Below are 14,814 nucleotides of genomic sequence, written 5' to 3'. Positions count from 1 at the left end.
TCACTCCCGGTTCTGTTCCGACATGAGGTTCTGTTCCGACATTAGGTTGCGTTCCGAAACGAGGTCGACGACGGCGGCGATCGCCTGCGGTACCGCGTCGGCCACGGCGGCGCTCAGGCCCATCCCCTCGGACACGTCTGCGGGCACGCAGCCCACCACATAGGTCACGGGCAGTTCGCCGCCGAGGGAGCGAAGGCGCCCCAGCACTGCCACGGGATCCATGCCGTGGGGATCCAGGACTGCGGTGCCGTCCACGTCCTCCCGCAACACCCGCAACACCCTGATGCTGCCCGGCGCCGCGGCGTCCGGGTCATCCGGAGGGACGGTGTCCACCAGGACCAGGACGTCCACGCCCTCGAGCAGGTCATAGACAAGATGCATGCCGCGGATTCCGTAGTCCACGGCCAGCATGCCCGGAACCGTCCGGTCGGCGTCGCCGGCCAGCCGGCGGGCCACTTCCGGGCCGAAGCCGTCGTCGTGCAGGAAGATGTTTCCCACGCCTGCCACGAGGACGGTCACATCCGCCGCGCTTTCAGGTAGCGCTTGATGTCGGGGACTGAACGGATCCCCACGTAAACGGCACCGAGCGCAAGCCCCACCAGCAGGCTGACCGTGGCTCTTCCAATAGTCCTCATAGCGGGTTTCCCTTTCCGTCCTCGAGCGGTTCAAGTTCCTCGGGTGCGTAGTAGAAGGACCGTCCGTAGCCTTCATGGAGGTCCGCTGCCGGGTCCTGTTCGAGCACCAGGCCAACATGCGTGCTGCCGTCCACGTCGAAATGGACGCTCGTGACCCGCCCGGTCTGTCCGGCGAAGAAGAGATCCTGGGCGTCGGCCCGGCGGCTGGGGTTGACCCTCACCCGGCTGCCGCGGGCGACCGGAACGCCGTTGATCAGAACGGCGTCCATGTGCGGCTGGACGAGGGCTTCCGCTTCCGGTGTCCACCAGGCGGGCGGCCCCGGCTCGCCTCCGGTGCTTGTGAAGGAGTCCGGGAAGTCCGCAGCGCGTGGATTGCGCAGGATCCCGTGCAGCTGCTGGAGTTCCTCCGGCGACATCGCCTCGCACTGGTCGATGATCGCTGCGGCGCGCGGATCCGTTGCCCGGGCCTCAGCCTTTTCCTCGTCCGTCAGGGTCAGCACCCGCAGGGTGAGGATCTCGTCAATTTCCGTCGAGTCGAACAGGGCAACCGAGCTCTCGGGTGCGACGGCAGGGTGGTCATAGAGAATGATCGGTGACACCAGCAGCACGTCCGTCTGGCCTTCGGGCCCGGCCAGCACAGGCCAGCAGCGGTGCTGGGAGCAGGACGCGGCGGCCTCCCGGGCGAAGTCCGGCGGGTCCAGTAGCGACAGGAAGTCCGCGCCGCGCAGGCTCAGGAGCACATGGGCGCCGATCAGCGACGTGGCGATCGCGTCCTGCCGGCTCGGCGGCTCCGCCGCACGTTCCGCTGTGTTCGCCACCGAGACACGCAGCCGCACCGGCCCGCCGCCGGTGGACGTGGCGCTAAGCGTCACTTCGCCGTGCAGTGCCCGACGTCGGCGCACCAGCCGGCCGGCCGGGCGGCCGGCGCCGTCACTGAGCTCCTCCACGTCCTCACCCGCTGCGATCCGGACCGGCAGGACCAGCGGTCCGTCGCCGTCGCGGAGCCGGGCCACGGGGAACGGCCCCAGGGTGACTTCGTGCTCGACTGCCTCATCCCAGCTCAGCCAGCGGGCGGCGCCGACGGCGAGCTCCTCCACCAGACGGAAGCTGCCGCCGTCGTCCGCTGTCTCCGCGGTGCGCGCCTGAAGCTGCAGGAAGCGGAGGTGGAGCTCCAGCTCTGCATCCGGCCCCGGACCCAGCAGGCAGTCGGCAAACATCTCCGGCTCTTCCCCGGAGCCGGCCGTCGCGGCACCGGGCGGGCCCAGGATGCCGAACTGCCAGCGGGACTGGTTCTTCTGCGAGGAAGCGCGGTACGGGTAGAGGAGGTAGCCCTCGTAGAGAACCGCATCGGCCACTGCCCGGGCGAGGCTGAGGCTCATGTTCATGGCCGCCGCTCTCCGCCCACGCCGGATGCTGCGGCTGCCAGTAGGGACTCGACGGCGGCCTCCCAGGACGTTAGGCCGCGCGCGGACTTGTACTGTGACAGGGCCGCCAGGACGCCGCGGTCGAGGCGGATCCAGCCCGCATTGGGGAAGTACACGTCCATCAGCCGCTGCCAGGCGGACACGGGGAGCCGGTAGGAAGCCTCGAGGTCCCAGGGAACCTGCTCCACGCCGAACCCGGTCTGGCCCTTTGTGAAGACCGTGCCGGAGAACAGGAACTCCAGGGGGATCTCGCCGTCCCGTAGGGCATTGAGGTACTTTGCGGCGGCAACATCGAAGTCGAACGTGCAGGCCAGCGGCAGGTCCACCTCGGTGCTGCCGGAGAAGCCCTGCACCATGGTGCTGCATTGCATCCAGAGGAAGGACTTGAGGGTGTTGGGCCAGCGGCCGCGCTCGCCGAAAAGGTCCAGCAGCCCTGCTTCTTCGTCCTCCGCGTAGCCGCGGCGCTGCGGCAGGATCCGCACCTGGCAGCGCAGGGCGATGGCGTGGATGGCGGTGCCGGTGGCCTCAGTCAGTCGCAGCCGGGCGGTCAGCTGCGGGGCCGCAGCATACGGCTCCGGCTGGATGTCGACGACGGCGAACGCCAGCCTGGTCATTGCGGTCCTCCCGGCACGGACCCGGGGGAGTCTTCATGCACCGGTTTGCTGCGCCGGCCGACATTTTCGAAGAAGGCGGTGAGCTGGTCGCGGGCCTCCTGCCCGCCGTCGAACCCCCGCCAGCGGCGGCGGAGCTGCCCCACCAGTTCGTAGCAGGCGTCCACCGGTACGAGGTGGCAATCGGCCTGTGGCCGGTCCGGGCCGGGGCCGCGGATCAGCAGCGCCTCTGTGTCGGGGGCAGCAAGGGCCACGGCCGGGTTACGGGCGAGAACGGCATCCCAGGCGTCGAGCGGGAGCTCGGATTCGGTGGCGCCCGCTGGCCCCGGATAGAAGGCCACCGTCCGGTCCAGTGTGGAGCTGCGGAAGAAGAAGGCAAGGCCTACGGGTATTTCCAGTTCGTCCCACTGGCCCGGTCCCAGTTCGAAGTCCGGAAACGAGAAGTATCGGTTCGGAACCGAACGGTAGCGGAGATGGGCCGTGCTGTCGGTGAAGAGCAGGTAGCACGGCCGGCACGTGCACATCATGGCGTGGCTCTCGACGTCCACCACGTGCTGGTGGGCCTCCGGGATGGGCTCGCCGCACATTTCGCAGCGCTCGCCGGCGGGCGCTGCAGGCGGCTGCGCGGCGATCCGTCGGAGCAGGGCGACGGGCAGGCCGGGGGTCCTTTCAGGGGCCGTCATTTTAGGCGTCCTGGTTTGAAACGAGCGGCACGGCCACGGACATCACGCCTGACCGCACCAGAAGCGGCAGCGGGTCCAGGTGCAGGGCCCTGTCTTCAAGGCAGGAGCCTGCCTGCCTGACGTCGAAATGCGCACGGCATGCGGGGCAGCGCAACAGGCCGCCGCCGACCGGACCGGCGAGGGCGCGCTGCAGCGTTGCCCCCGCCATGGACCCGGTGCAGCGAGGGCAGTAGTCGCGGTACGCATACAGGTCCTGCCCCGTACGGCAGGCAAGTACGGGATAGCCTCCCGCCATAAAGCCGGCAACTTCGCCCTGCTCCAGGCTGGCGATCTCGGGCACGGCCTGCCAGGAGCCGGGGGCGTGGTCCTGCCAGTGACCCGGGGTGCCTGGGGCGGGTGCGGCCCCAGCGCGGCTCTCCGTTCCGCCGTCGGCCGTGTGGTTCAGCCGGACCAGCAGAGCGTCCACGGGGATCACGGCGGGAGTGGCCGCGCGGGCTTCCTCCTCCACCACCTGGATGTCCGTCACCTCCGGTGCCGCCGACTCGATCGCCTCCTCGACGGCGAACTTGAGCGTGACGGACGACGACGGGCAGCCCTGGCAGGTGCCAAGCAGCCTGAGGCGGACCACGCCTTCGGGGCTGATGTCCAGTAGCTCCACGTTGCCTCCGTGCGATCCCAGATAGGGCCTGACGCGGTCCAGTGCGGCAGCCACGCGTGTTTCCAGGTCCTGGGGGTGCAGCCCGTGGATCACCAGCAGGCTGGCCACCAGTTCGTCCGCGGTCAGTGCGTCCAGTGTGGCATCGTCCAGCTGGCCGCGGTCGCCGAGGATTTCGAGGATCCGGGCCAATCCGGAGCCGTACAGGTCCGTCACCTGGCGGACCAGCTCCTCGGCGCGGCCGCGGGCCACCGCCCCGCCGGCTCCGAGGGCGTCGAGGAGGGTTTCGATCCGGTCGCCGGCCTGTCTGGGCCGGTCGTCGCCAGGCATCGCCTTACTCGCCGGTCAGGGTCTGGGTGGGGGAGTGCAGCTGCTCGAGGGTCTGGCCGTTGCCCAGGTACATGTGGACACCGCAGGGCAGGCACGGATCAAAGCTGCGGACGGTCCGCATGATGTCGATGCCCTTGAAATGCTCGCGGTCGTTCTCCTCGAAGATCGGCTGCCCCTGCACGGCGTCCTCATATGGTCCGGCGATCCCGGACGAATCAGTGGGGCTCGCGTTCCAGGGAGTCGGCGGATACGGATGGTAGTTGGCGATCTTCCCGTCCCGGATCACCATGTGGTGGGACAGGACGCCGCGCACCGCCTCAGTGAAGCCGCAGCCGATGGCCTCATCCGGAACTTCGAAGGTCTCCCAGGTCTTGGTGCGTCCGGCACGGATTTCCTCCAGGGCCTTTTCCGCGAAGTGCAGGGCGGCGGCCGCGGCGTAGGCCTGGAAGTAGCTGCGGGCCCGGTTGCGTTCGAGGGTGTTGCTCCACTGCGGGATGTTCCACTCCAAGGACACAGGACCCTTCAGCGCGGTCTTGGGCAGGTTGATCTGTACGCTCCTGCCGGTTGCCTTGATGTAGCCGATGTCCACCAGCCCGGCCAGGGCCGTTGCCCAGAGGCGCGCCAGCGGGCCGCCGCCGGTGTCCAACGCCAGGTTGTTCTCGCCGTCGAACCACCGCGGGGACATGACCCAGCTGTACTTCTCCGAGAGGTCCCGCTTCTGCGGCCGTGGATTGGTGTGCTGGTTCCAGGGGTGGCGCCGGTCCACCGGATTGCCCAGCGGATCACGGGTCACGAACATCTCCTGGTTTTCCCAGTCCTCGTAGTAGGAGGAGCCGAGCATGATCCGGATGCCAAGGTTGATCCGCACCAGGTCCGTGGTAACGAGTTTCCCGTCCACCACAACACCGGGGGTCACGAACATCTTCCGGCCCCACTCCGTCATGTCCTTGTACTCGAAGTTGCAGTAGTCGGGGTCCTGCAGCGAGCCCCAGCAGCCCAGCAGCGTGCGGCGCAGCCCCACCTGTTCGTAGCCGGGCAGGGCCTCGTAGAAGAAGTCGAAGAGGTCGTCATGCATGGGCACGACCTTCTTCATGAACTCCACGTACCGCATGAGCCGGGTGATGTAGTCCGTCATCAGCTGGATCGTGGCAACAGTCCCCACACCGCCCGGATAGAGCGTGGACGGGTGCACGTGGCGGCCCTCCATGAGGCAGAACATCTCGCGGGTGGCGCGGCTGACCTGCAGTGCCTCCCGATAGAACTCTCCGGTGAAGGGGTTCAGCGAGCGCATGATGTCCGCTATCGTGCGGTAGCCGTGCTCGCCTTCGTGCGGGGCCCGGGTGTTTTCAGCCTTGGCAAGGACGCCGGGGTTGGTCTCGGACACCATCTTTTCGCAGTAGTCCACGCCGACGAGGTTTTCCTGGAAGATGTTGTGGTCGAACATGTACTCGGCGGCTTCACCCATATTGACGATCCACTCACCCAGGTTCGGCGGCTTCACGCCGTAGGCCATGTTCTGCGTATAGCAGGAGCACGTTGCATGGTTGTCACCGCAGATACCGCAGATGCGGCTGGTGATGAAGTGGGCGTCCCGCGGATCCTTGCCCTTCATGAAGATGGAGTAGCCGCGGAAGATGGAGGAAGTGCTCTTGCATTCCACCACCTGGTTGTTCGCGAAGTCGATCTTCGTATAGATGCCGAGGCTGCCGACGATCCTCGTGATGGGGTCCCAGGCCATCTCCACCAGATTGTTGTTGCCCGTTCCGCTTCCGGAAGGCATAGGAATCGTTGAGGTCATGTTCTTCACCTGTCTGGAAGTGGGGTGGCTACCAGGTGCGCTTGGCACCGGTAAGGAGTTCGGGTCCGGGCCGGCGCCACTTGGGCTCCTGGTCCAGCGTGTGCGTGGTGATGCCGCGCAATGCCCTGATCGCCGAGCCATAAGGGCGGATCGTGCTCGTCGAGAGCTTCCCACCGGGTGGCTCATCCATGAAGGGCATGAATTTGTCCGGGAACCCCGGCATGGTGCAGCCGATACAGATGCCGCCCACGTTCGGGCAGCCGCCGATGCCGTTCATCCAGCCGCGCTTTGGCACGTTGCACTTGACCACGGGGCCCCAGCAGCCAAGCTTGACGATGCACTTGGGGGAGCCGTATTCCGTGGCAAAGTCACCCTGCTCGTAGTATCCGGCCCGGTCACAGCCCTCATGGACGGTCTTCCCGAACAGCCAAGTGGGCCGGAGTGCGTCGTCCAGCGGAATCATCGGTGCCTGGCCCGTGGCCTGGTAGAGCAGGTACGTCATGGTTTCGGAGAGGTTGTCCGGCTGGATGGGGCATCCGGGGACGCACACAATGGGGATTCCTGCCTTCGATTTCCAGTCGTAGCCGAGGTAGTCCGGCACTCCCATGGCGCCGGTGGGGTTTCCCGCCATCGCGTGGATGCCGCCGTACGTGGCGCAGGTACCCGCTGCGATGATGGCCGTGGCTTTGGGTGCCAGACGATCCAGCCACTCGCTGGTGGTGATTGGCTGGCCGGTCTCGAGGTCGTTCCCGAAGCCGCACCAGTATCCGCCGGGATCGTGGAGTTTCTCATTGGGGATCGAGCCCTCCACCACCAGGACAAACGGCTCCAGTTCGCCGCGGTCAGCCTTGCGGAACCATTCCAGGAAGTAGTCGGCCCCTTCCTGCGGGCCGCACTCGAAGTCGATCAGGGGCCAATGCATCGCGATGCGCGGTAGGCCAGGCAAGGCGCCGAGGGCTATCTCCTCGACGCTGGGCTGGGTGGCCGCGGTCAAAGCTACGGAATCGCCGTCGCAGCTGAGCCCTGCGTTGATCCATAGCACGTGAATAAGGGCTTCTTCGGCCTTGAGTGAAGTTTCAGTAGGCATCGTTGCCTCTTTCGGCGGCCCTTACGGGCTCAGTGTGTCTGTTAAAGACTCAGTCAAGGTGGATGACCGGGAACTGGTGCCGCTAAGCCAGTCGTACCAGCCGGCGAGGCCATCGCCGGTGGTGGCCGAGAGGACCAGGAATTCGGTGCGCGGGTTGATCTGCCGGGTGCGGCGACGGAAACCGTCGACGTCGAAATCGACGTAGGGGAGCAGGTCCGATTTGTTGACGATCACCAGATCGGCTGCCATGAACATGTGCGGGTATTTGTGCGGTTTGTCATCACCTTCCGTTACCGAAACGATCACTACTTTGGCTGCTTCACCAAGATCAAACAGCGCAGGGCAGACAAGGTTGCCTACATTTTCGATGAACACCGTTGACCCGGTCTCCGGATCCAAGGCATCGAGCCCGCGCCGGAGCATGCCGGCATCCAGATGGCAGCCGGCCCCGGTGTTGATCTGGATGACGGGCCGTCCCACGGCGCGGATGCGGTCCGCGTCGAGGGAGGTCTCCTGGTCGCCTTCGACGACTCCGGCCCGCAGCCCGTCCCCGAGGTCCGTGAGGGTGCGCACCAACAGCGTGGTCTTGCCTGCCCCTGGTGAGCTCATCACGTTGAGCGCCCGGATTCCACGGCCTTCCAGCCAGCCACGGTTCCTTGCCGCCAGCAGGTCGTTCTTGGCCAGCAGGTTCTGCTCCAGCGGGATGGTTTCGGGATGGTGGTGCTCGTGGCCTTGGTCATGCGGGTGCTGGTGCCCGTGCCCGTCGCCATGATCATGCGCGTGCTCGTGCAGCTGCACAGGCAGCACCGGGATCTCCGGTTCCTGAAGTGCAGAAACCCTGGTGTTGGCCTCGTCGCCGCATCCGCACGTTGTACACATTTGCTATGCCACCTCCACCGACATCAGCATGAGTTCACGGCCACGGAGGACTTCCACGTCCGCGCTTCCACAGTGGCAAAGCAGGATCAGGTCGGCCAGTTCGAATTCGTCGTCGCAGCTCCGGCAACGGGCCAGGCCCTGTGGTTCGTCGATCATGAGCCTCGCACCCTCGAGGGGCGTGCCGGCCGAAGCAACGTCAAAACAGAATCGCATGGCATCCGGAAGGACGCCGGACAACGGCCCAACCCGGAGGTTGACCGCAGTGACTATCCGTTCTCCGGTACGGTCGAGAACGGCATCGATCAGGCTCTGCGTGATAGAGAGTTCGTGCATGGTCGCGCTCCTTCCTGCCAAGATAGGCTCGCCCCGGATAAAACGCAACCACCCTGATTGACACCGGCGTATACTTCCGCTAAAGCGGCGAAGTCACCATGGCAGTTCAATCGCAGATGGAACCCGAGGCTGGACCATGAAGCAACCGGAGGCTGCGCGTCCGGGTAGAATCCGCGGCGCAACCTGTGCACTGTCGGGCCGGGAGTGGGCCTCGGTCGGCTGCATGGCCACGTTCGTTGCCGTTCTTCATATCCTGGGCTGGGGAATGCTGGCGGGCGTCGTCGCCCCCGGACACCTCCCTGCCGCTTCAACGGGCGCGTTTGGTATTGGTCTTGGCGTGGCGGCCTACACGCTGGGCTTGCGGCACGCCTTCGACGCGGACCACATTGCGGCAATCGACAACATCACCCGCAAGCTCCGCGCCGAAGGCAGACGCAGCATGTCCGTGGGCTTCTGGTTTTCGTTGGGCCACTCAAGTGTGGTGTTCGGCTTGTGCGCGCTGTTGGCGGCCGGGATCCGGGGCCTCGCTGACCGGACAGCGGTCGGGACGGCTGACCTGCACGCTTTCCTGGGGCTCGTGGGGACCGCCGTCTCGGGGCTGTTCCTCGTCTGCATCGGCATCCTGAACCTGGCCGTGCTGCGTGGCATCATCAAGTCGGTCCTGCGGCTGCGAAGCGACGGCGGCGGGGCCGACCTCGCCGGCCAGACAGCGGCACCCGGGCTGCTGTACAGGGTGTTCGGGCGGACCACCCGGCTAATCACCCATCCCTGGCAGGTTTACGGGGTGGGCCTGCTGTTCGGACTGGGATTCGACACGGCCACGGAGGTCAGCCTGCTGATCCTCGCCGGCGGTGCGGCCGCTTCGGCGCTTCCCTGGTACGCGATTCTGACGCTTCCCATCCTGTTCGCGGCGGGGATGAGCCTGCTGGATTCGCTGGACGGCTGCCTTATGAACTTCGCCTACGGGTGGGCGCTGTCCAGACCGGTCCGCCGGGTCTACTACAACATCGTCATCACGGCCCTGTCTGTCGCCGTCGCCCTGGGGATCGGGTCTATTGAACTGATCTCCATCCTCGTGGAACGTACCGGGATCAGCACCGGCCCGCTGGCCGCCATCGGCGGCATCGACCTGGATTCGGTCGGATACACCGTCGTCGGGCTCTTCGTCTGCACGTGGATTCTCGCGCTGGGAGTGTGGCGGTTCGGGCACATCGAGGAACGCTGGGCTGCCCCGGTTCGCGACACGGACACTGTCCCGGAAGGCTAGCGCGAACTGGCAGCTAATGCCGTGGGGATGAGGATTTGCAGTTGTCACCTGCCGGTTCGCGCTAACGCTAGGGTTGTTCCCATGCCGTCGTTCCAAACCAGACTCAGAATCACCGGGCTGAAGCCGGGCAACGCTCCCGAGGCCGTGATGGCTGCGGCCGTCGAAGCCCTGGAAACGAGGCACCACGTGGAATCGAACCAGCTGCAGATCACCGGCGGAGTACCCGAGCTCAACCTCCGGTTCCTCGTGGAGGCAACCGAGTTCAGCGGTGAGAACAGCCAGGCGCGCGAATCGGCAGCCATGATGCGCGACACCGTCGAACGCGTTGCGGTGACCGGTGCACTTATGGTGCTCCGCCGCAGCCGCGGCCGCTGGGCTCCCGTCTAACCCGAAGGCGCGGCGCCGGGGGTTTCCCCGTCGGCCGGTTCGTCCACGGGGGAACGGCTGCCGCGGCGGCGGGTGACAATCATCCCCACCACGGCGCCGATCACCAGGCCGACGGCGACGCCGATCAGGGAACTGGCCCAGAACGGCAGCCTGGTTGCGGAGCCGGTGAAATAGCCGAGTCCCGTTAGCCACGCGGCCCAGAGAATGCCGCCGAGCGCCGTGCAGAAACTGAAGGCGCGGGTGGTTACGTCGGCGATTCCGGCGGCGGCCGACGTCGCGAGCCGTCCTCCCGGAATGAACCGGACGCCAATGATGGCGCCGTACGTAGTGGAACGGCCTGCCTTGGCGATGGCGGCGTGGATTCCGCTGTGGAATTTCCGGCCCCACCGCCACCGGTCCAGGACATGACTGAGGCGGCGCTTGAACAGCTGGAACACCACCACATCGCCGATCCAGGACGCGAACGCGGCAAGCAGGCCCACCAGCAGCACGTTGGCACGGCCGTCTGCGGAGAGCGCGCCGCCGGTGATCACGACCATTTCGGAGGGGACCGGCGGGAAAATGGCGTCACCCAGCACGACGGGGATGATCCAGAAATAGATCGCCGCGCCCCAGGTGTCGGCGTTGGCCAGGTCCATGGCCACAACGTACCTCATTTGGGCCGCCGGATTCAGCGGTCCGGTTTCAGGCGTCCGGTTTCAGGCCCGGGCGCTCCCGCGGCTCAGGAGGCCGGAGCTTCGCTGAGCTGGAGCCGGCTGCGGTATTCCACCGGCTGCTTGGTCATGGGATCCACGAACCGGATCCCGCGGGCCAGCAGCTGGAGCGGCTTGGTGTAATTGTCGGGGGCCTTGTCCAGCAGGTCCGGGTAGAACGCGTCGTTCACGATTCCCAGGCCAAGTGAGGCCATGTGGACCCTGAGCTGGTGGGTCTTCCCCGAGTGCGGCTCAAGCCGGTACAGCGCGCGCCGCCCGGGCGCTCCGGCGGAAGTGCCGGCGTCGAACGTTTTCATCAGGTCGATGCGGGTTTCCGCATTGGGTTCGCCGTCGATGACCTCTGCGAGGAGGTAGCTGCGGGACTTGGTCATCCGGTTCCGCACCACCACGGGGAAGTCGACGGCGGGATAGCCGGCCATCGGTTCCGCGGCGGACACGCACTCGTACTCCTTTTGGACCTGCCGCTTCTCGAACAGCACCTGGTACTTTCCGCGGGTTTCAGGGTTGGTGGAGAGCAGGAGGATGCCGGCCGTCATCCGGTCCAGCCGGTGCATGGGGATCAGGTCCGGTAGCTCCAGCTGGTTGCGGAGCCGTACCAGGGCTGATTCCTGGATGTAGGTGCCGCCGGGAGTGGTGGGCAGGAAATGGGGTTTGTCCACCACAAGGATGTGGTCGTCCTGGTGCAGGATGTTCAGTTCCACGGGCAGCCGCGTCTCCGGCGGGAGGGTGCGGTAGTACCAGATGAAGGTGTGGTCCTCGAGGCGGGTGCGGCGGTCGAGGGGGATGCCGCCCTCGCCCACGATCTCGCCGGCGTCGAACCGGTCCTCGATGCCCTGCGGGTCGATGTGGCCCCAGCGGTGCATCATGTAGTCCATGGCGGTGTCCCACGGCCCCTCGTCCGGGAGGCGCAAGCGGGTCGCGTTGACGCCGTCGCGTACGGGAAGGGGGGATTGCATCACCGGTCCATTCTACTTTGTGCCGTCGAGCATGCTTCCGAAGTCGCCTGAACCATACGAGATCGCCGGAACCTTCCGGCGATCTCGCACCGTTCCGGCGAAGTCGCAACACCGACGAGAAAAAAGTTCTTGACAAATAAAATTGTCGGTGACGATACTTAAGCCATGTTGGAGATCGAAGTGATCGAGGACCCGGCCGCGGCGGAAGCTTCGCTGGACCCCATCCGGACCCGCATCCTCCGGGAACTGGCGGAACCCGGCTCGGCGACGCAGCTCGCTGTCAAGGTGGGGCTGCCGCGGCAGAAGGTGAATTACCATCTCAAGGCGCTGGAGCGGCACGGCCTTGTGCAGCTCGTCGAGGAGCGCCGCAAAGGCAACGTCACCGAACGGGTGCTGCAGGCCACCGCCGCGTCGTACCTGATTTCCCCGGCTGCGCTGGCGTCCGTGGCGCCGGACCCGCACCGGTTCGCGGACCGTTTCTCCGCCTTTTGGCTGCTGGCGCTGGCCGCACGCATGGTCCAGGAAGTGGGGAAGCTTATCGCCGGGGCCGTCGCAGCGCGGCAGAAGCTGGCCACGTTTGCCATCGACGGCGAGATTACCTTCCGCACGGCCTCGGACCGCGCCGCCTTCGCCGAGGAGCTCGGCGTTGCGGTCACCCGCCTTGTGGACAAGTACCACGACGGCGGCGGTAAGGGCGGGCGCAAGCACCGCCTCGTCGTCGCCCTTCATCCGGTACTCAAGGAACAAACTCAAACCACCCCGTTCGGGGAACAAGAAACAGGAGCAGGACAATGACTGACAACCGTGAATTCGAGATTGTTTACGACACCGAGCTGCCCGGCACCCCCGAGCGTGTCTGGGAAGCGGTGACCGCGGGGACGTCCGGATGGATGTTCCCGACGGACCAGTGGCCGGATGTCAAGACCGTGGAGGAGTATCCCCAGCACCTGGTGTCGCGGATGGAGGGGCCGGACGGCTGGTTCAATCAGCTCGAGCATGTCCTGGAACCGCTCGACGGCGCGCGGGCCCGGCTGCATTACATGCACAGCGGGATTTTCGCGGACAACTGGGACCAGCAGTACGACGGCGCCAGCAAGCACACCGAGTTCTACCTCCACACCCTGGGTCAGTACCTGAAGTACTTCGACGGCCGGCCCGTGGTTTTCACGGATGTCCAGGGACCCGCGGCCTCGCAGACGCCGGAAGGCTTTGTCCGGCTGAAGGCGGCGCTCGGGGTGGAGACGGCGTCACCCGGGGACGCCCTTGACGTGGACGTCGACGGCGTCGGGCGGCTCATGGGGCAGGTGGACTTCGCCAACGAGAACTTCCTTGGCCTGAGGACCGCCGACACCATGTACCGCTTCTTCGGCCGCAACGCGTTCGGCGCACCGGTGGGCATGACCGTCCACGATTTCAGCGGCAGCGGTGATGCCGAGACCACGGCCAAGGCCTGGGGCGGCTACCTGGAGAAGGTCTACGCGTAGGACCCGGGTGCGCGTCCCCACGGCCCAGCCAACCCCCCGGCCGGCCCAACTCAGGCGATGGCGACGGCGGGCGGGTGCCGGAGGGTGCGCCGGAGCTGCGGTGCGGCGTCGAGCCTGGCCTGGGCTGCGGAAAGGGCAAGCACCGCTGTTTCCAGTTGGGCTGGCGGGAGAGTGAACGGGACGCGCAGGTAGTGCTCGAAGGCCCCGCCCACGCCGAACCGCGGGCCTGCCGCGAGCCTGATTCCCAGGTCTGGACCGATGACGGTCAGGGCAGTGCTCATCGGTGCCGGCAGCCGGCACCAGACGCTGAGGCCGCCGTCGGGCCGTTCAGGCTGCCAATCGGGAAGGATGCGGTCGAGGAGTTCCAGCAGGGCGGCACGGTTTTCGCGCAGGGCTGCGAGCCGGGCCGGGAGCGGTTCGGAGAGTGACCGCACCAGGTGCGCCGCAACCAGCTGCTCCACCACCGGTCCGCCCAGGTCCATGGTGGTCCGGGCGGCCGCGAAGCGCTGGATGAGCGACCTCCCGGCACGGATCCAGCCGGTGCGCAGTCCCGCCCAGTGCGACTTGCTGAGCGAGCCGATGGTGACCACGGCCGGGCTGAAGGCAGCCAGCGGAGACGTTACCACGGCGTCGAGGTTTAATTGCCGCAGCGTCTCGTCCACCACCAGCACTGTCCCTGCGGCGGCCGCGGCCTGGACCAGCCTGCGGCGCTCCGGATCGGACATCAGGCGGCCCGTCGGGTTGTGGAAATCCGGCACCACGTACGCCATCTTGGGGCGCTGCTGCATCATGGCGGATTCCATCCCGGCGATGTCCCAGCCGTGGCCCTGCGGCAGGGCCACCGCCACGGGCCGGCAACCGCTAGCGCGGATGGCGTCCAGGGCGTGCGGGTACGTCGGATGGTCCACCAGCACCTTGTCCTGCCTGCCGGCGAGCGTGCGGAGCACGATGTTCAGGGCATGCTGCGCTCCCGCTGTCACCAGGATCTGGTCTGCGTTCGTGGGGACCCCCGCCGCGGAGTATTGTGCAGCAATTGCCTCGCGGAGCGGTGGGATGCCGACGGCGTCGTAGCCAAAACCCGGAAGCAGCGCGGGAAGCTCGGTGAGCGCGGCGGCAAAGGCCCGATGCACCACTTCGCCGCTCGCAGGCAGGGATGCGTAGGCGAGGTCAATCAGTCCCGGCGGCGCGGCCAGACCAGGAGCCCCGGTCAGGGTTTCCGGGTTGGTGAGATCCGTTGTGCCGCCGGGCCCGTTTGCGCCGGCTGGCAGGTGGCGCGGAATGCCGGTCCGGCCGCGGCTGCCCTGCCGGCTGCTGAGGAACCCCTGCTCGCGCAGGCTGGCGTAGGCGGCGGTGACCGTGGTCCGGCTGACACCCAGCGTCGCCGCCAGCGCCCGTTCGCTGGGCAGCGCCATCTCCAGCGGGACGCGGCCGTCCAGGATCAGGAGGCGTACGACGTCGGCCAGCTCCCTGTAGGCGGGCGCCGCGCCGCGGTTCCACTCGCCGAGCAGACGCATAAGGGCGGTGGGGTTCAGGGAGCCGGACATGTAGCCAGTATCTCAAACTGGATATGTA

17 protein-coding genes are annotated in these 14,814 nt (G+C 66.8%); 4 read left to right on the top strand and 13 right to left on the bottom strand.

Features of this window, described 5'->3' with window-relative positions; translation table 11 throughout:
• From J7I92_RS08060 to J7I92_RS08020, 10 genes are read right to left on the bottom strand one after another with little or no spacing between them, the layout of a single operon-like run.
• Positions 1–519 (bottom strand): hydrogenase maturation protease, encoded by a 519-nt coding sequence (locus J7I92_RS08060; RefSeq protein ID WP_311380209.1) that lies wholly within the window; start codon positions 517–519, stop codon positions 1–3.
• Positions 516–635 (bottom strand): DUF6893 family small protein, encoded by a 120-nt coding sequence (locus J7I92_RS24540; protein WP_396020364.1) that lies wholly within the window; start codon positions 633–635, stop codon positions 516–518. Before J7I92_RS24540 ends, J7I92_RS08060 begins: the two co-directional genes overlap by 4 nt.
• Positions 632–2,020, bottom strand: a complete 1,389-nt coding sequence (locus tag J7I92_RS08055; protein ID WP_214839255.1) for a hypothetical protein — start codon at positions 2,018–2,020, stop codon at positions 632–634. Before J7I92_RS08055 ends, J7I92_RS24540 begins: the two co-directional genes overlap by 4 nt.
• Positions 2,017–2,673 carry a DUF6084 family protein gene (locus tag J7I92_RS08050; RefSeq protein WP_214839254.1) on the bottom strand — a complete coding sequence of 219 codons (657 nt, stop codon included), beginning with the start codon at positions 2,671–2,673 and terminating at the stop codon, positions 2,017–2,019. Before J7I92_RS08050 ends, J7I92_RS08055 begins: the two co-directional genes overlap by 4 nt.
• On the bottom strand, positions 2,670–3,353 hold the full coding sequence (locus tag J7I92_RS08045; protein ID WP_251039643.1) for a DUF5947 family protein: 684 nt from the start codon (positions 3,351–3,353) through the stop codon (positions 2,670–2,672). The genes J7I92_RS08050 and J7I92_RS08045 overlap by 4 nt, the downstream gene beginning before the upstream one ends.
• 1 nt (position 3,354) lies before the next feature.
• Complete coding sequence (locus J7I92_RS08040) at positions 3,355–4,338, bottom strand: NifU family protein (protein WP_214839253.1); 984 nt, start codon at positions 4,336–4,338, stop codon at positions 3,355–3,357.
• 4 nt (positions 4,339–4,342) lie between these two features.
• On the bottom strand, positions 4,343–6,136 hold the full coding sequence (locus J7I92_RS08035; RefSeq protein ID WP_214839252.1) for a nickel-dependent hydrogenase large subunit: 1,794 nt from the start codon (positions 6,134–6,136) through the stop codon (positions 4,343–4,345).
• A 28-nt stretch (positions 6,137–6,164) separates the two neighbouring features.
• On the bottom strand, positions 6,165–7,223 hold the full coding sequence (locus J7I92_RS08030; RefSeq protein ID WP_214839251.1) for a hydrogenase expression protein HypE: 1,059 nt from the start codon (positions 7,221–7,223) through the stop codon (positions 6,165–6,167).
• A gap of 21 nt (positions 7,224–7,244) precedes the next feature.
• A complete protein-coding gene (hypB, locus tag J7I92_RS08025) occupies positions 7,245–8,102 on the bottom strand; it encodes a hydrogenase nickel incorporation protein HypB (RefSeq protein WP_214839250.1) in 858 nt (285 codons plus the stop codon).
• Between the two features lie 3 nt (positions 8,103–8,105).
• Positions 8,106–8,435, bottom strand: coding sequence for a hydrogenase maturation nickel metallochaperone HypA (locus tag J7I92_RS08020; RefSeq protein WP_214839249.1), 330 nt, complete (start codon positions 8,433–8,435; stop codon positions 8,106–8,108).
• A 136-nt stretch (positions 8,436–8,571) separates the two neighbouring features.
• Between J7I92_RS08020 and J7I92_RS08015 the strand changes: the two genes are divergently transcribed.
• The gene (locus J7I92_RS08015; protein WP_251039642.1) at positions 8,572–9,702 is read left to right on the top strand and encodes a HoxN/HupN/NixA family nickel/cobalt transporter; all 1,131 of its coding nucleotides are present in this window, start codon (positions 8,572–8,574) and stop codon (positions 9,700–9,702) included.
• Between the two features lie 81 nt (positions 9,703–9,783).
• Positions 9,784–10,089 carry a hypothetical protein gene (locus J7I92_RS08010; protein ID WP_214839247.1) on the top strand — a complete coding sequence of 102 codons (306 nt, stop codon included), beginning with the start codon at positions 9,784–9,786 and terminating at the stop codon, positions 10,087–10,089.
• Here the strand turns inward: J7I92_RS08010 and J7I92_RS08005 are convergent.
• Together J7I92_RS08005 and J7I92_RS08000 are read right to left on the bottom strand one after the other, a co-directional pair.
• Entirely contained in the window at positions 10,086–10,745 is a 660-nt protein-coding gene (locus J7I92_RS08005) for a DedA family protein (protein WP_251039641.1), read from the bottom strand. The two genes, J7I92_RS08010 and J7I92_RS08005, sit on opposite strands and share 4 nt — an antisense overlap.
• A 65-nt stretch (positions 10,746–10,810) precedes the next feature.
• The gene (locus J7I92_RS08000; RefSeq protein ID WP_214839294.1) at positions 10,811–11,758 is read right to left on the bottom strand and encodes an RluA family pseudouridine synthase; all 948 of its coding nucleotides are present in this window, start codon (positions 11,756–11,758) and stop codon (positions 10,811–10,813) included.
• A 165-nt stretch (positions 11,759–11,923) separates the two neighbouring features.
• Here J7I92_RS08000 and J7I92_RS07995 point away from each other — a divergent pair, with 165 nt between their 5' ends.
• Positions 11,924–12,553 (top strand): helix-turn-helix domain-containing protein, encoded by a 630-nt coding sequence (locus tag J7I92_RS07995; protein ID WP_214839245.1) that lies wholly within the window; start codon positions 11,924–11,926, stop codon positions 12,551–12,553.
• Entirely contained in the window at positions 12,550–13,242 is a 693-nt protein-coding gene (locus J7I92_RS07990) for an SRPBCC domain-containing protein (RefSeq protein ID WP_214839243.1), read from the top strand. Before J7I92_RS07995 ends, J7I92_RS07990 begins: the two co-directional genes overlap by 4 nt.
• Before the next feature lie 50 nt (positions 13,243–13,292).
• Here the strand turns inward: J7I92_RS07990 and J7I92_RS07985 are convergent, their stop codons facing one another.
• A complete protein-coding gene (locus J7I92_RS07985; RefSeq protein WP_214839242.1) occupies positions 13,293–14,786 on the bottom strand; it encodes a PLP-dependent aminotransferase family protein in 1,494 nt (497 codons plus the stop codon).
• Between the last annotated feature and the right edge of the window lie 28 nt (positions 14,787–14,814).

This window comes from Arthrobacter sp. ISL-72, assembly GCF_018613755.1.
GTDB lineage: Bacteria > Actinomycetota > Actinomycetes > Actinomycetales > Micrococcaceae > Arthrobacter.
Note: the sequence above shows the minus strand (reverse complement) of the source record. Positions and strands in the feature narration are given on the sequence as shown.

Excerpts from the sequence above, each read along its gene's own strand:
- J7I92_RS08045 (WP_251039643.1), bottom strand. The coding sequence starts at position 3,353 with ATGACGGCCCCTGAAAGGACCCCCGGCCTGCCCGTCGCCCTGCTCCGA.
- J7I92_RS08030 (WP_214839251.1), bottom strand. The coding sequence starts at position 7,223 with ATGCCTACTGAAACTTCACTCAAGGCCGAAGAAGCCCTTATTCACGTG.
- J7I92_RS08020 (WP_214839249.1), bottom strand. The coding sequence starts at position 8,435 with ATGCACGAACTCTCTATCACGCAGAGCCTGATCGATGCCGTTCTCGAC.
- J7I92_RS08000 (WP_214839294.1), bottom strand. The coding sequence starts at position 11,758 with ATGCAATCCCCCCTTCCCGTACGCGACGGCGTCAACGCGACCCGCTTG.
- J7I92_RS08050 (WP_214839254.1), bottom strand. The coding sequence starts at position 2,673 with ATGACCAGGCTGGCGTTCGCCGTCGTCGACATCCAGCCGGAGCCGTAT.
- J7I92_RS07985 (WP_214839242.1), bottom strand. The coding sequence starts at position 14,786 with ATGTCCGGCTCCCTGAACCCCACCGCCCTTATGCGTCTGCTCGGCGAG.
- hypB (WP_214839250.1), bottom strand. The coding sequence starts at position 8,102 with ATGTGTACAACGTGCGGATGCGGCGACGAGGCCAACACCAGGGTTTCT.
- J7I92_RS08010 (WP_214839247.1), top strand. The coding sequence starts at position 9,784 with ATGCCGTCGTTCCAAACCAGACTCAGAATCACCGGGCTGAAGCCGGGC.
- J7I92_RS07995 (WP_214839245.1), top strand. The coding sequence starts at position 11,924 with ATGTTGGAGATCGAAGTGATCGAGGACCCGGCCGCGGCGGAAGCTTCG.
- J7I92_RS24540 (WP_396020364.1), bottom strand. The coding sequence starts at position 635 with ATGAGGACTATTGGAAGAGCCACGGTCAGCCTGCTGGTGGGGCTTGCG.
- J7I92_RS08035 (WP_214839252.1), bottom strand. The coding sequence starts at position 6,136 with ATGACCTCAACGATTCCTATGCCTTCCGGAAGCGGAACGGGCAACAAC.
- J7I92_RS08005 (WP_251039641.1), bottom strand. The coding sequence starts at position 10,745 with ATGAGGTACGTTGTGGCCATGGACCTGGCCAACGCCGACACCTGGGGC.
- J7I92_RS07990 (WP_214839243.1), top strand. The coding sequence starts at position 12,550 with ATGACTGACAACCGTGAATTCGAGATTGTTTACGACACCGAGCTGCCC.
- J7I92_RS08015 (WP_251039642.1), top strand. The coding sequence starts at position 8,572 with ATGAAGCAACCGGAGGCTGCGCGTCCGGGTAGAATCCGCGGCGCAACC.
- J7I92_RS08055 (WP_214839255.1), bottom strand. The coding sequence starts at position 2,020 with ATGAACATGAGCCTCAGCCTCGCCCGGGCAGTGGCCGATGCGGTTCTC.
- J7I92_RS08040 (WP_214839253.1), bottom strand. The coding sequence starts at position 4,338 with ATGCCTGGCGACGACCGGCCCAGACAGGCCGGCGACCGGATCGAAACC.